The organism is Pseudomonas sp. 15C (assembly GCF_055484735.1).
In genome coordinates this window covers 1-15,091 of record NZ_JBUDGD010000088.1, presented here as the reverse complement: position 1 = coordinate 15,091, position 15,091 = coordinate 1, and the positions used below count along the sequence as shown (strand labels likewise).

The following is a 15,091-nucleotide window of genomic DNA, read 5'->3' as shown; positions in this document are numbered from 1 at the left end:
AGCGCCGATGGCAAGCATGTGCAGATTGGCGCCAACGGCGATGCGATCTTCAAACGCTTCATGTTGATCATCGGTCGCGAAGACCTGGCTAACGACCCGCGATACCCTTCTGGATAGCCGGGATGTATTCCTTAGGAACCACACCACCTACAACTTCGTTCACGAATTGCAGACCTTCCTGACCTTCGTCAGCAGGAGCAAAACGAATCCAGCAGTGACCGAACTGGCCGCGACCACCGGACTGACGAACGAACTTGCCTTCGATTTCACAGTTCTTCGTGATGCGCTCACGATACGAAACCTGAGGCTTGCCGATGTTGGCTTCGACGTTGAACTCACGGCGCATCCGGTCAACCAGGATGTCCAGGTGCAGCTCGCCCATGCCGGAGATGATCGTCTGACCAGTCTCTTCATCAGTTTTAACACGGAAAGACGGGTCTTCCTGAGCAAGTTTGCCCAGAGCAATACCCATTTTTTCCTGGTCGTCCTTGGTCTTGGGCTCTACGGCAACCGAAATAACCGGCTCCGGGAAGTCCATGCGAACCAGGATGATTGGCTTGTCAGCGTTGCAGAGGGTTTCACCAGTGGTGACGTCCTTCATGCCGATCAGGGCCGCGATGTCGCCAGCGCGTACTTCCTTGATCTCTTCACGGGCGTTTGCGTGCATTTGCACCATACGACCCACACGCTCTTTCTTGCCCTTGACCGAGTTGATCACGCCGTCGCCGGAGTTCAACACGCCCGAGTAAACGCGGACGAAGGTCAGAGTACCCACAAATGGGTCGGTAGCAATCTTGAACGCCAGAGCAGCAAACGGCTCGTCATCGCTTGCGTGACGCTCCATTTCCTCTTCCTCGTTATCAGGGTTGGAACCCTTGATCGCAGGAATGTCGGTAGGAGCAGGCAGGTAGTCGATAACGGCGTCGAGAACCAGGGGAACGCCCTTGTTCTTGAACGAAGAACCGCAAACGGCCAGAACGATTTCGCCGGCGATAGTACGCTGACGCAAAGCAGCCTTGATCTCTTCGATCGACAGCTCTTCGCCTTCCAGGTACTTGTTCATCAGATCTTCGTTGGCTTCGGCAGCAGCTTCAACCATGTTGTTGCGCCACTCTTCAGCCAGCTCTTGCAGCTCGGCAGGGATGTCCTTGCGAACAGGGACCATACCCTTGTCAGAGTCGTTCCAGTAGACAGCTTGCATGTTGATCAGATCGATCTGACCCTGGAAGTTGTCTTCGGAACCGATAGCCAGCTGAATCGGCACCGGAGTGTGACCCAGACGCTGCTTGATCTGACCGATCACGCGCAGGAAGTTGGCACCGGCACGGTCCATCTTGTTTACGTAAACAAGACGTGGAACGCCGTATTTGTTGGCTTGACGCCATACGGTTTCCGACTGTGGCTCAACACCCGAAGTACCGCAGAATACAACGACAGCGCCGTCGAGTACGCGCAGGGAACGTTCAACTTCAATGGTGAAGTCTACGTGGCCCGGGGTATCGATTACGTTGAAGCGGTGCTCGTGCGGGTACTGCTTCTCGGAACCTTTCCAGAAGGCGGTAATGGCAGCAGAAGTAATGGTAATACCACGCTCCTGCTCCTGAACCATCCAGTCTGTGGTCGCGGCGCCATCATGCACCTCGCCCATTTTGTGACTTTTGCCGGTGTAAAACAGTACGCGCTCGGTGGTGGTGGTTTTACCAGCATCCACGTGAGCAACGATACCGATGTTACGGTAGCGGCTAATCGGAGTAGTACGAGCCATAAAGCCCTCGCAAAATTAGTGAAGCTAAAATTAGAAGCGGTAGTGCGAGAAAGCTTTGTTGGCTTCAGCCATACGGTGCACGTCTTCACGCTTCTTAACAGCAGCACCTTTACCTTCAGCAGCATCCAGCAGTTCGCCAGCCAAACGCAGAGCCATAGACTTCTCGCCACGCTTACGGGCGAAGTCTACCAACCAGCGCATTGCCAGAGCGTTACGACGGGAAGGACGAACCTCGACCGGAACCTGGTAAGTAGCACCACCAACGCGGCGCGACTTCACTTCGACCAGCGGAGCGATGGCGTCGAGTGCTTTTTCGAAGAGTTCCAGGGGATCGGTGCCAGCCTTACGGGCCGCAACGGTTTCCAGGGCACCATAAACGATACGCTCGGCAACGGCTTTCTTGCCGCTTTCCATAACGTGGTTCATGAATTTGGCGAGGATCTGGCTTCCGTATTTCGGATCGTCCAGAATCTCACGCTTTGCTGCTACGCGACGTCTTGGCATGATAAGCCCTCAAGCGGTCTTCAGGTTAGCTCGGGACAGATCCAATGGATGCGTGCCCGACCTTACTCTTATCGACTCAATAAAATGAAAAACTGCAAAACGGCCGATTACTTCGGACGCTTGGTACCGTACTTGGAACGACCCTGGTTACGGCCTTTAACGCCGGAAGTATCCAAGGAGCCGCGAACGGTGTGGTAACGAACACCTGGCAAGTCTTTTACACGACCGCCGCGGATCAGTACCACGCTGTGCTCTTGCAGGTTGTGACCTTCACCACCGATGTACGAGGAAACCTCGAAACCGTTGGTCAGGCGCACACGGCATACTTTACGCAGTGCCGAGTTAGGTTTTTTCGGCGTGGTGGTGTACACACGGGTGCACACGCCACGACGTTGCGGGCAGTTCTGCAGCGCAGGCACGTCGGATTTCTCGACGATACGCTTACGCGGCTGACGTACCAGCTGGTTGATAGTTGCCATCTACTAGCTCCACTGTTGTCTTGCGACGCTATTGTCTTGCAAGAAAAGCAAAATGGCAGGAACGAATTCCCGCCAAATTTAGGGGATCAAGAGTCTAAAGAGGATCTTGGTCCCAGTCAAGGCAAGGCCCCGACCTCCCCGCCCGTCGAACCTTGACTAAATGTCTCGATTCGACGAACGGAGCGATCAGGGCCTTACGCTCAATTACCGCAGAACTCAGTTACCGCTCGAGTTCAGCGCTTCGGTCAGTGCAGCTTCCACTTCACTGGCGCTTACGCGCAACGGTTTGTCTGCATCACGGCGACGCTTGCGCTCGCTGTGATAAGCCAGACCGGTACCCGCCGGGATCAAACGACCCACGACAACGTTTTCTTTCAGGCCGCGCAGGTAATCGCGCTTGCCGGTGACTGCCGCTTCGGTCAGTACGCGGGTGGTTTCCTGGAAGGAAGCCGCCGAGATGAACGATTCGGTGGACAACGACGCCTTGGTGATACCCAGCAGAACGCGAGTGAACTTGGAGACAAACTTGTCTTCCGTACTCAGACGCTCGTTCTCTACCAGAACGTGAGTCAGTTCCATCTGGTCGCCCTTGATGAAGCTGGAGTCGCCGGACTCGGAGATCTCAACTTTACGCAGCATCTGACGCAGGATGGTCTCGATGTGCTTGTCGTTGATCTTCACGCCTTGCAGACGGTAAACGTCCTGGATCTCGTTGACGATGTACTTGGCCAGCGCACTTACACCCAGCAGACGCAGGATGTCGTGTGGATCGCTCGGACCGTCGGAGATAACTTCGCCGCGGTTTACCTGTTCGCCTTCGAACACGTTCAGGTGACGCCACTTCGGAATCAGCTCTTCGTACGGATCGCTACCGTCGTTCGGGGTAATGACCAGACGGCGCTTGCCCTTGGTCTCTTTACCGAACGCGATGGTGCCGCTGACTTCAGCCAGAATCGACGCTTCTTTCGGACGACGAGCTTCGAACAGGTCGGCAACACGCGGCAGACCACCGGTGATGTCACGAGTCTTCGAAGTTTCCTGCGGGATACGAGCGATAACATCACCGATCGCAATCTTCGCGCCGTCAGCCACACCGACCAGGGCGTTGGCTGGCAGGAAATACTGAGCGATAACGTCAGTGCCTGGCAGCAACAGATCCTTGCCGTTGTCGTCGACCATCTTCACTGCAGGACGAATTTCCTTGCCCGCAGCTGGACGATCTTTCGCGTCGAGTACTTCAATGTTGGTCATACCGGTCAATTCGTCAGTCTGACGCTTGATCGTGATGCCTTCTTCCATGCCCACGTAGGTCACGGTACCTTTCATTTCGGTAACGATCGGGTGAGTGTGCGGATCCCACTTGGCCACGATGGCGCCAGCGTCGACCTTGTCACCTTCTTTAACCGAAATCACGGCACCGTACGGCAGCTTGTAACGCTCGCGCTCACGACCGAAGTCATCAGCGATCGCCAGCTCACCGGAACGGGACACAGCTACCAAGTGGCCATCCACTCGCTCAACGTGCTTCAGGTTGTGCAGACGGACGGTACCGCCATTCTTCACCTGAACGCTATCGGCTGCAGAAGTACGGCTTGCCGCACCACCGATGTGGAACGTACGCATGGTCAGCTGGGTACCCGGCTCACCGATGGACTGGGCAGCGATAACGCCGACCGCTTCACCGATGTTCACCTGGTGACCACGCGCCAGATCACGGCCGTAGCACTTGGCGCAAATGCCATAGCGGGTTTCGCAGCTGATCGGCGAACGCACGATCACTTCGTCGATGCTGTTCAGCTCGATGAATTCAACCCACTTCTCGTCCACCAGAGTACCGGCAGGAACGATAACGTCCTCGGTACCTGGCTTGAATACGTCACGGGCAATAACACGACCCAATACGCGTTCACCCAACGGCTCTACAACGTCACCGCCTTCAATGTGCGGAGTCATCAGCAGACCGTGTTCGGTGCCGCAATCGATCTCGGTTACAACCAGATCCTGCGCCACGTCTACCAGACGACGAGTCAGGTAACCGGAGTTCGCAGTTTTCAACGCGGTATCCGCCAGACCTTTACGAGCACCGTGAGTCGAGATGAAGTACTGAAGTACGCTCAAACCTTCACGGAAGTTCGCAGTAATCGGCGTTTCAATGATGGAACCGTCCGGCTTGGCCATCAGACCACGCATACCGGCCAGCTGACGAATCTGTGCTGCGGAACCCCGCGCACCCGAGTCGGCCATCATGTACATCGAGTTGAACGACTCTTGATCGACTTCCACGCCGTGACGGTCGATAACCTTCTCTTTCGAGAGGTTGGCCATCATTGCCTTGGAAACTTCGTCGTTCGCTTTCGACCAGAGGTCGATCACTTTGTTGTACTTCTCGCCCTGGGTTACCAGGCCGGAGGCGTACTGGCTCTCGATCTCTTTCACTTCGTCGGTGGCAGCACCGATGATGCGGGCTTTTTCATCCGGGATAACGAAGTCGTTAACACCGATGGAAACGCCGGAGATGGTCGAGTACGCGAAACCGGTGTACATCAACTGGTCAGCGAAGATCACGGTCTCTTTCAAACCAACCACGCGGTAGCACTGGTTGATCAGCTTGGAGATCGCCTTTTTCTTCATCGGCAGGTTGACGACGTCGAACGACAGACCTTTTGGCACAACCTGGAACAGCAGCGCACGGCCGACAGTGGTGTCGACGATACGGGTACCGCTCACGCTGTTGCCATCACGGTCGTTGACGGTTTCGTTGATACGAACCTTGACCTTGGCGTGCAGTGCGGCTTCGCCGGCACGGAACACACGGTCAACTTCCTGCAGATCCGCGAATACACGACCTTCGCCTTTGGCGTTGATCGCTTCACGGGTCATGTAGTACAGACCCAATACAACGTCCTGCGACGGAACGATGATTGGCTCACCGTTGGCTGGCGACAGAATGTTGTTGGTCGACATCATCAACGCACGCGCTTCCAACTGGGCTTCCAGTGTCAGCGGTACGTGCACGGCCATCTGGTCGCCGTCGAAGTCGGCGTTGTACGCGGCGCAGACCAGCGGGTGCAGCTGGATAGCCTTACCTTCGATCAGAACCGGTTCAAACGCCTGGATACCCAGACGGTGAAGGGTCGGTGCACGGTTGAGCAGGACCGGGTGTTCGCGAATCACTTCAGCGAGAACGTCCCAAACCTCTGGCAGCTCGCGCTCGACCATTTTCTTGGCCGCTTTGATGGTGGTCGCGAGACCGCGCATTTCCAGCTTGCCGAAAATGAACGGCTTGAACAGCTCGAGAGCCATCTTCTTCGGCAGACCGCACTGGTGCAGACGCAGGGTCGGGCCTACGGTAATTACCGAACGACCGGAGTAGTCAACACGCTTACCGAGCAAGTTCTGACGGAAACGACCCTGCTTACCCTTGATCATGTCAGCCAGGGATTTCAGAGGACGCTTGTTGGAACCGGTGATAGCGCGGCCACGACGACCGTTGTCGAGCAGTGCATCGACAGCTTCCTGCAACATACGCTTTTCGTTGCGCACGATGATGTCCGGAGCGGACAGATCCAGCAGGCGCTTCAAACGGTTGTTACGGTTGATCACTCGACGATACAGATCGTTGAGGTCGGAAGTCGCGAAACGACCGCCATCCAGCGGGACCAGTGGACGCAGATCTGGCGGCAGAACCGGCAGAACGGTCAGCACCATCCACTCTGGCAGGTTGCCGGAACCCTGGAAGGCTTCCATCAACTTCAGACGCTTGGACAGCTTCTTGATCTTGGTTTCGGAGTTGGTTTGCGGAATTTCTTCGCGCAGACGGCCAATCTCGTGCTCCAGGTCGATAGCGTGCAGCAGTTCGCGGACGGCTTCAGCACCCATGCGGGCGTCGAAGTCGTCACCGAACTCTTCCAGCGCTTCGAAGTACTGCTCGTCGTTCAGCAGCTGACCTTTTTCAAGGGTGGTCATGCCTGGATCGATAACGACATAGCTCTCGAAGTAGAGAACGCGTTCGATATCACGCAGGGTCATGTCCATCAGCAAGCCGATACGCGACGGCAGCGATTTCAGGAACCAGATGTGGGCAACCGGCGAAGCCAGTTCGATGTGCGCCATGCGCTCACGACGAACCTTGGCCAGTGCAACTTCAACGCCGCACTTCTCGCAGATCACACCACGGTGCTTCAAGCGCTTGTACTTACCGCACAGGCACTCGTAATCCTTTACCGGGCCAAAGATCTTGGCGCAGAACAGGCCGTCACGCTCAGGTTTGAACGTACGGTAGTTGATGGTTTCCGGCTTTTTAACTTCACCGAACGACCACGAACGGATCATCTCAGGCGATGCCAATCCGATACGGATGGCGTCGAACTCTTCGACTTGACCCTGGTTTTTCAGCAAATTCAGTAGGTCTTTCAAGGCCTTTCCTCCTGGCGGAGCAGAGAGCGGGCATTCCTGCCCCGCTCTCGATTCGCGTCACGTGTTATTCGGTTTCCAGATCGATATCGATGCCGAGGGAACGAATTTCCTTGATCAACACGTTGAAGGACTCGGGCATGCCCGGCTCCATACGGTGATCGCCATCCACGATGTTCTTGTACATCTTGGTACGGCCGTTCACATCGTCCGACTTCACTGTGAGCATTTCTTGCAGAGTGTATGCAGCACCGTATGCTTCCAGTGCCCAGACCTCCATCTCCCCGAAACGCTGACCACCGAACTGCGCCTTACCACCCAGCGGCTGCTGGGTAACCAGGCTGTACGAACCGGTAGAACGCGCGTGCATCTTGTCGTCTACCAAGTGGTTCAGCTTCAGCATGTACATGTAGCCAACGGTAACTGGACGCTCGAACTTGTTGCCGGTACGGCCGTCGGTCAGCTGCATCTGGCCGCTTTCCGGCAGGTCTGCCAGTTTCAGCATGGCCTTGATTTCGCTTTCCTTGGCGCCGTCGAACACTGGAGTGGCCATTGGAACGCCGCCACGCAGGTTCTTCGCCAGATCCAGGATTTCCTGATCGGAGAAGCTGTCCAGATCTTCGTTACGACCGCCGATCTGGTTGTAGATCTCGTCCAGGAAGGTGCGCAGTTCAGCGACTTTACGCTGCTCTTCGACCATCCGGTTGATCTTCTCGCCCAGACCTTTGGCCGCGAGGCCCAGGTGGGTTTCGAGGATCTGACCAACGTTCATACGCGAAGGTACGCCCAGCGGGTTGAGGACCACGTCGACCGGGGTGCCATTGGCATCGTGCGGCATGTCTTCAACCGGCATGATCACGGAGACCACACCTTTGTTACCGTGACGACCGGCCATCTTGTCGCCCGGCTGGATGCGACGACGGATTGCCAGGTAAACCTTGACGATTTTCAGCACGCCTGGAGCCAGGTCATCGCCCTGCTGCAGTTTGCGCTTCTTGTCTTCGAACTTGTCGTCCAGCAGACGGCGACGATCAACGATGTAGGCCTGAGCCTTCTCGAGCTGCTCGTTCAGAGCATCTTCAGCCATGCGCAGTTTGAACCACTGGCCGTGCTCGAGACCGTCGAGTACTTCGTCGGTGATGTCCTGGCCTTTCTTCAGACCCGCGCCGCCTTCAGCCTTGTGGCCTACCAGAGCGGAACGCAGACGTTCGAAAGTCGCGCCTTCAACGATGCGGAACTCTTCGTTCAGATCCTTGCGGATCTCGTCCAGCTGGGACTTCTCAATCGACAGTGCACGAGCATCACGCTCAACGCCGTCACGAGTGAAGACCTGTACGTCGATGACAGTACCTTTGGTGCCGGTTGGCACGCGCAGGGAGGTGTCCTTAACGTCGCTGGCTTTTTCACCGAAGATCGCACGCAGCAGTTTTTCTTCCGGCGTCAGCTGGGTCTCGCCTTTCGGAGTGACCTTACCGACCAGGATGTCGCCTGCACCAACTTCAGCACCTACGTAAACGATACCGGCTTCGTCCAGCTTGTTCAGTGCAGCTTCACCCACGTTCGGGATGTCCGCAGTGATTTCCTCTGGGCCAAGCTTGGTGTCACGAGCCACACAGGTCAGTTCCTGAATGTGGATCGTGGTGAAACGGTCTTCCTGAACCACACGCTCGGACAGGCAGATGGAGTCTTCGAAGTTGAAGCCGTTCCATGCCATGAACGCGATGCGCATGTTCTGACCCAGCGCCAGTTCACCCATGTCGGTGGACGGGCCATCGGCCATGATGTCGCTACGCTGAACGCGATCGCCCTTGCTCACCAGCGGACGCTGGTTAATGCAGGTGTTCTGGTTCGAGCGGGTGTATTTGGTCAGGTTGTAGATGTCGACACCAGCTTCGCCGGTTTCAACTTCGTCATCAGCAACACGAACCACGATACGGCTGGCGTCGACGGAATCGATCACGCCGCCACGACGAGCCACGACGCAAACGCCGGAGTCACGGGCTACGTTACGCTCCATGCCGGTACCTACCAGCGGCTTGTCAGCGCGCAAGGTTGGTACAGCTTGACGCTGCATGTTCGAACCCATCAACGCACGGTTGGCGTCGTCGTGCTCGAGGAACGGAATCAGCGACGCTGCAACCGAAACTACCTGCTTCGGCGAAACGTCCATCAAGGTGACTTCTTCAGGCGCCTTGACGGTGAATTCGTTCAGGTGACGTACGGCAACCAGTTCGTCGATCAGGACTTTCTGCTCGTTCATGGTCGCCGAAGCCTGCGCGATCACGTGATCGGCTTCTTCAATGGCGGACAGGAACACGATCTCGTCGGTGACCACACCCTCTTTCACCACGCGGTACGGGCTTTCCAGGAAGCCGTACTGGTTGGTGCGAGCGTACGCAGCCAGGGAGTTGATCAGACCGATGTTCGGACCTTCCGGCGTTTCAATCGGGCAGACACGACCGTAGTGAGTCGGGTGTACGTCACGGACTTCGAAGCCAGCGCGCTCACGCGTCAGACCGCCAGGGCCGAGTGCAGAGACACGACGCTTGTGGGTGATCTCGGACAGCGGGTTGTTCTGGTCCATGAACTGCGAGAGCTGGCTGGAACCGAAGAACTCTTTCACCGCCGCAGCCACTGGCTTGGCGTTGATCAGGTCTTGCGGCATCAGGCCTTCGCTTTCAGCCATCGACAGACGCTCTTTGACCGCACGCTCAACACGTACCAGGCCAACGCGGAACTGGTTCTCGGCCATTTCGCCTACGCAGCGAACACGACGGTTACCCAAGTGGTCGATGTCATCGACAATGCCTTTACCGTTGCGGATGTCGACCAGAGTCTTCAGCACCGCGACGATGTCTTCCTTGCACAGCACGCCCGAACCTTCGATCTCGGTACGACCGATACGACGGTTGAACTTCATCCGGCCGACCGCAGACAGGTCGTAGCGCTCAGGGCTGAAGAACAGGTTGTTGAACAGGGTTTCGGCTGCGTCTTTGGTTGGCGGCTCGCCTGGACGCATCATGCGATAGATCTCGACCAGCGCTTCCAATTGGTTGCTGGTGGAGTCGATCTTCAGCGTGTCGGAGACGAACGGACCGCAGTCAATGTCGTTGGTGTACAGAGTCTCGATGCGTACAACGCCGGACTTGGCAATTTTTGCCAGGACTTCGGTGTTCAGCTCGGTGTTGCACTCAGCCAGGATTTCGCCGGTAGCCGGATGCACGATGGCCTTGGCGGTGGTGCGACCCAGGACGTAGTCCAGAGGCACTTCCAGCGTCTTGATGCCGGCTTTTTCGATCTGGTTGATGTGGCGCGCGGTAATACGGCGGCCTGCTTCAACGATGACCTTGCCCTTTTCGTCCTGGATGTCCAGAACTGCGATCTCGCCACGCAGGCGCGACGGCACCAGTTCCAGGCTGAGGGTTTCGCCGCTCAGGTGGAAAACGTTGGTGGTGTAGAACGCGTCGAGCACTTCTTCGGTGGTATAGCCGAGCGCGCGCAGCAGCACGGATGCCGGCAGCTTGCGACGACGGTCGATACGCACAAACACGCAGTCTTTCGGGTCGAACTCGAAGTCCAGCCAGGAACCGCGGTAAGGAATGATGCGCGCGGAGTACAGCAGTTTGCCGGAGCTATGCGTCTTGCCGCGGTCGTGGTCGAAGAACACGCCCGGGGAACGGTGCAGCTGGGAAACGATTACACGTTCGGTACCGTTGATTACGAAGGTACCGTTCTCAGTCATCAGGGGGATTTCACCCATGTAGACTTCTTGCTCTTTGATGTCCTTGATCGCTTTGTTCGACGATTCTTTGTCGAAAATGATCAGGCGCACTTTTACCCGCAAAGGTACGGCGAAAGTTACACCGCGCAATACGCATTCTTTGACATCAAATGCCGGTTCGCCCAGACGATAACCGACGTACTCCAGCGCAGCATTGCCGGAGTAGCTGATGATCGGGAAAACGGATTTGAAGGCCGCATGCAGGCCCACGTCGCGGAACTGATCTTTAGTCGCTCCCGCTTGCAAGAATTCACGATACGAATCCAGCTGGATGGCCAGGAGGTAAGGCACATCCATGACGTCCGGCAACTTGCTAAAGTCCTTGCGGATACGTTTTTTCTCAGTATATGAGTAAGCCATCAGCGTTCCCCAGCTTGGTCACCTGCTTGTTTGGCCCCTCCCGACGGGAGCAGCCAGAAAATCGTGCAAACCCCATGGTTTGCGCCACCGCATCGGGTGGTTACAGCGCCTTTATCAGCACCGACCCAGTCGGCTGCCAATAACGGAAAAAGGCCGGTGGCAAGAGCCACCAGCCATCAGCCTGTCGCTTGACGCTCGGGCTGGAGGAGCAAAGTCGATGCTTACTTCAGCTCGACTTTAGCGCCTGCTTCTTCCAGCTTCTTCTTGGCGTCTTCAGCCGCTTCTTTCGAAACGCCTTCAGCTACAACCTGAGGAGCGCCGTCTACTTTCTCTTTGGCTTCTTTCAGGCCCAGACCGGTCAGTTCACGAACTGCCTTGATCACGTTAACCTTCTTCTCGCCAGCTTCCAGCAGAACAACGTTGAACTCGGTTTGCTCTTCAACAACAGCGGCAGCAGCAGCTGGACCAGCCGAAGCGGCAGCAGCGGTAACACCGAAGGTTTCTTCCATCGCTTTGATCAGCTCAACGATTTCCACTACGGATTTCTGGCCGATTGCTTCGATGATTTGTTCGTTAGTCAGAGACATGACTCAATTCCTGAATTGGGGGACGGCCTACGCGACCATCGAAATAAACAAAAAACGCGAAAAGTTGACGAGCCTTAGGCTGCGGCAGCTTCTTTCTGGTCGCGAATTGCCGCCAGAGTACGAGCCAATTTGCTGGTAGCGCCCTGAATCACGCTCATCAGCTGGGAAATTGCTTCGTCACGGGTCGGCAGAGTTGCCAGTACGTCGATCTGATTAGCTGCGAGGAACTTGCCCTCGAACGCAGCTGCCTTGATCTCGAACTTGTCCTGACCCTTGGCAAACTCTTTGAAGATACGGGCAGCAGCGCCCGGATGTTCGTTGGAGAATGCAATCAGGGTCGGGCCGGTGAACACGTCGTTGAGGACACTGTATTGAGTGTCAGCAACAGCGCGCTTGAGCAGGGTGTTACGTACAACACGTACGTAAACACCAGCTTCACGAGCCTCTTTACGGAGTCCGGTCATTGCGCCTACTGTTACGCCACGTGCATCAACCACGACAGCGGACAGAGCGACTTTGGCAGCCTCGTTGACTTCAGCGACGATGGCCTTCTTGTCTTCGAGATTAATTGCCACGGGTTTAACTCCTGCTTGTTACCGTTTCATTCGATCGAAACCGAATGTCGTTTTGGTGTCTGATTCGGTAAGGAACCGGGAGCACCATCTGCGTAGGCTGATGGTTTAAGACTTGCGTCGCCTACGGTCTTGGATAGCCCCCGCCAGGCAGGGACCCCAATTTTTCAATCGACGCAATCTCTCGCGCCAATCTGTGTCTTACGCGTCCAGCGAGCTCTGGTCGATAACCAGACCTGGGCCCATAGTGGTGCTCAGGGTAACGCGCTTGACGTAGATACCTTTCGAAGAAGCTGGCTTGATACGCTTCAGGTCAGCGATCAGGGCTTCAACGTTTTCCTTCAGCTTGACGGCGTCGAAACCGATTTTGCCAACGGAGGTGTGGATGATGCCGTTTTTGTCGGTGCGATAACGAACCTGACCAGCCTTGGCGTTTTTAACCGCGGTGGCTACGTCTGGAGTCACAGTACCAACCTTAGGGTTAGGCATCAGACCACGTGGACCGAGGATCTGACCCAACTGACCTACAACGCGCATTGCATCCGGGGATGCGATCACTACGTCGTAGTTCAGGTCGCCGCCTTTCATTTCGGCAGCCAGATCGTCCATGCCTACACGGTCAGCGCCGGCAGCCAAAGCGGCCTCAGCAGCTGGACCCTGAGTGAACACAGCAACGCGAACAGTCTTGCCAGTGCCGTGTGGCAGCACGGTAGCGCTACGAACAACCTGGTCGGATTTACGCGGGTCAACACCCAGGTTTACAGCAACGTCGAACGACTCGCTGAACTTGACAGTCGACAGCTCAGCCAGCAGAGCGGCAGCGTCTACAATGTTGTAGGCCTTGCCTGCTTCGATTTTGCCGGCGATAGCCTTTTGACGCTTGGTCAGCTTAGCCATTACACACCCTCCACGTTAAGGCCCATGCTACGAGCAGAACCGGCGATAGTACGCACGGCTGCATCCATATCAGCTGCAGTCAGATCCGCGTTTTTGGTTTTCGCGATTTCTTCCAGCTGAGCACGGGTAACAGTGCCAACCTTAACGGTATTCGGACGAGCGGAGCCGCTGGTCAGACCGGCCGCCTTCTTCAGCAGAACCGAAGCAGGGGTGGATTTGGTTTCGAAAGTGAAGCTGCGGTCGCTGTAGACAGTGATGATCACTGGAGTCGGCAGACCTGGCTCAAGACCCTGAGTACGGGCGTTGAAAGCCTTGCAGAATTCCATGATGTTCACGCCGTGCTGACCCAGAGCAGGACCAACAGGTGGGCTTGGGTTAGCCTGAGCGGCCTTCACTTGCAGCTTGATGTAAGCGGTAATCTTCTTGGCCATGAGGCACTCCAATTACGGGTTCGAACGCCTCGAAAGGCTCCCCGGTTACTTGCGCGTTTATCCCAGTGACGACAAAACCCCACAGCCTAGGGCTGCGGGGTTGGGATTGCTTGTCCAGTTAGACCTTTTCGACCTGACTGAACTCGAGCTCCACCGGAGTAGAGCGACCGAAAATGAGCACTGCGACCTGGATCCGGCTCTTTTCGTAGTTAACTTCTTCGACGACGCCATTGAAATCAGCGAATGGACCGTCATTGACTCGCACCGTCTCACCTGGCTCAAACAGAGTCTTCGGCTTCGGCTTGTCGCTACCATCAGCGACACGACGCAGAATCGCTTCTGCCTCTTTATCAGTGATGGGTGCAGGCTTGTCAGCGGTACCGCCAATAAAGCCCATCACGCGAGGAGTATCCTTGACCAAGTGCCAAGTACCCTCATTCATATCCATCTGGACCAGCACATAGCCAGGGAAGAACTTGCGTTCGCTTTTGCGTTTCTGGCCATTACGCATTTCAACCACTTCTTCAGTGGGAACCAGAATCTCGCCGAAGCCATCTTCCATGCCAGCCAGCTTTACGCGCTCGACCAGCGAGCGCATCACATGCTTCTCGTAACCCGAGTAAGCATGCACAACATACCAACGCTTAGCCACGGGACACCCTTAGCCGACAATCAAGGAAACAAGCCAGCCGAGCAGGGAATCAAGACCCCACAACAGCAACGCCATAACCAGAACAACAGCCACCACAATCAGGGTGGTCTGCGTGGTTTCTTGGCGAGTTGGCCACACGACTTTACGAATCTCGGTGCGAGCTTCCTTAACCAGTACAAAGAAAGACTTGCCCTTCGCAGTCTGCAGGCCTACAAAGGCAGCTACAGCAGCAATGACAAGCAAAGCGAGTACACGGTACAGGATCGGCGAAGCAGAATAATACTGATTGCCAACAACGCCAACAACCACCAAAGCGACAACTACAAGCCACTTGAGCAGATCGAAGCGAGAGCCTTGAGCTTCAGCTTTAGGAGTCATCTATGAAGATCCTGTGAAAAGAAAGCCAGACACACTGAGTGAATCTGGCAGGTCAGGAGGGAATCGAACCCCCAACCTACGGTTTTGGAGACCGTCGCTCTGCCAATTGAGCTACTGACCTAAAACAAAATCAGGCCGACCATTATGCCGGCCCGAAAAATACATTACAACTACTTACTCGATGATTTTGGCTACGACGCCGGCGCCGACGGTACGACCGCCTTCACGGATAGCGAAACGCAGACCGTCTTCCATCGCGATGGTTTTGATCA

The 15,091-nt window shown here is 56.0% G+C and carries 11 protein-coding genes, 1 tRNA gene and 2 pseudogenes; 1 reads left to right on the top strand and 13 read right to left on the bottom strand.

What is annotated here, in order from left to right:
- Positions 1 to 111 (top strand): annotated as a pseudogene (locus tag ACYYKW_RS25355) (hypothetical protein); the annotation flags it as partial.
- On the opposite strand, the pseudogene fusA reads toward ACYYKW_RS25355, so the two are convergent.
- The 13 genes and pseudogenes from fusA to ACYYKW_RS25290 form a co-directional block, all read right to left on the bottom strand.
- Positions 101 to 1,765 (bottom strand): annotated as a pseudogene (fusA, locus tag ACYYKW_RS25350) (elongation factor G); the annotation flags it as partial. The pseudogenes ACYYKW_RS25355 and fusA sit on opposite strands and share 11 nt — an antisense overlap.
- Before the next feature lie 30 nt (positions 1,766 to 1,795).
- The gene (rpsG, locus tag ACYYKW_RS25345; RefSeq protein ID WP_016772941.1) at positions 1,796 to 2,269 is read right to left on the bottom strand and encodes a 30S ribosomal protein S7; all 474 of its coding nucleotides are present in this window, start codon (positions 2,267 to 2,269) and stop codon (positions 1,796 to 1,798) included.
- Positions 2,270 to 2,376: 107 nt separating this feature from the next.
- Positions 2,377 to 2,748: a 30S ribosomal protein S12 gene (rpsL, locus tag ACYYKW_RS25340; protein ID WP_003186084.1), complete on the bottom strand. Its 372-nt coding sequence runs from the start codon at positions 2,746 to 2,748 to the stop codon at positions 2,377 to 2,379.
- A gap of 216 nt (positions 2,749 to 2,964) precedes the next feature.
- Positions 2,965 to 7,164, bottom strand: coding sequence for a DNA-directed RNA polymerase subunit beta' (rpoC, locus tag ACYYKW_RS25335; RefSeq protein ID WP_090286774.1), 4,200 nt, complete (start codon positions 7,162 to 7,164; stop codon positions 2,965 to 2,967).
- A 64-nt stretch (positions 7,165 to 7,228) separates the two neighbouring features.
- On the bottom strand, positions 7,229 to 11,302 hold the full coding sequence (gene rpoB, locus ACYYKW_RS25330) for a DNA-directed RNA polymerase subunit beta (RefSeq protein ID WP_464991468.1): 4,074 nt from the start codon (positions 11,300 to 11,302) through the stop codon (positions 7,229 to 7,231).
- Between the two features lie 221 nt (positions 11,303 to 11,523).
- Positions 11,524 to 11,889, bottom strand: coding sequence for a 50S ribosomal protein L7/L12 (gene rplL / locus ACYYKW_RS25325; RefSeq protein WP_003228750.1), 366 nt, complete (start codon positions 11,887 to 11,889; stop codon positions 11,524 to 11,526).
- Positions 11,890 to 11,963: 74 nt separating this feature from the next.
- Positions 11,964 to 12,464, bottom strand: a complete 501-nt coding sequence (rplJ, locus tag ACYYKW_RS25320) for a 50S ribosomal protein L10 (protein ID WP_008081912.1) — start codon at positions 12,462 to 12,464, stop codon at positions 11,964 to 11,966.
- A 198-nt stretch (positions 12,465 to 12,662) separates the two neighbouring features.
- Positions 12,663 to 13,358 carry a 50S ribosomal protein L1 gene (gene rplA / locus ACYYKW_RS25315; RefSeq protein ID WP_003228754.1) on the bottom strand — a complete coding sequence of 232 codons (696 nt, stop codon included), beginning with the start codon at positions 13,356 to 13,358 and terminating at the stop codon, positions 12,663 to 12,665.
- Entirely contained in the window at positions 13,358 to 13,789 is a 432-nt protein-coding gene (gene rplK, locus ACYYKW_RS25310; protein WP_003176435.1) for a 50S ribosomal protein L11, read from the bottom strand. Before rplK ends, rplA begins: the two co-directional genes overlap by 1 nt.
- Positions 13,790 to 13,907: 118 nt before the next feature.
- Positions 13,908 to 14,441 (bottom strand): transcription termination/antitermination protein NusG, encoded by a 534-nt coding sequence (gene nusG / locus ACYYKW_RS25305; protein ID WP_007916492.1) that lies wholly within the window; start codon positions 14,439 to 14,441, stop codon positions 13,908 to 13,910.
- A 9-nt stretch (positions 14,442 to 14,450) separates the two neighbouring features.
- Entirely contained in the window at positions 14,451 to 14,819 is a 369-nt protein-coding gene (gene secE, locus ACYYKW_RS25300; RefSeq protein WP_007916493.1) for a preprotein translocase subunit SecE, read from the bottom strand.
- A gap of 45 nt (positions 14,820 to 14,864) precedes the next feature.
- Positions 14,865 to 14,940 (bottom strand) — tRNA-Trp (locus ACYYKW_RS25295).
- A gap of 53 nt (positions 14,941 to 14,993) precedes the next feature.
- A partial coding sequence (locus ACYYKW_RS25290; protein ID WP_463402504.1) for an EF-Tu C-terminal domain-related protein occupies positions 14,994 to 15,091 on the bottom strand: 98 nt, incomplete at its 5' end.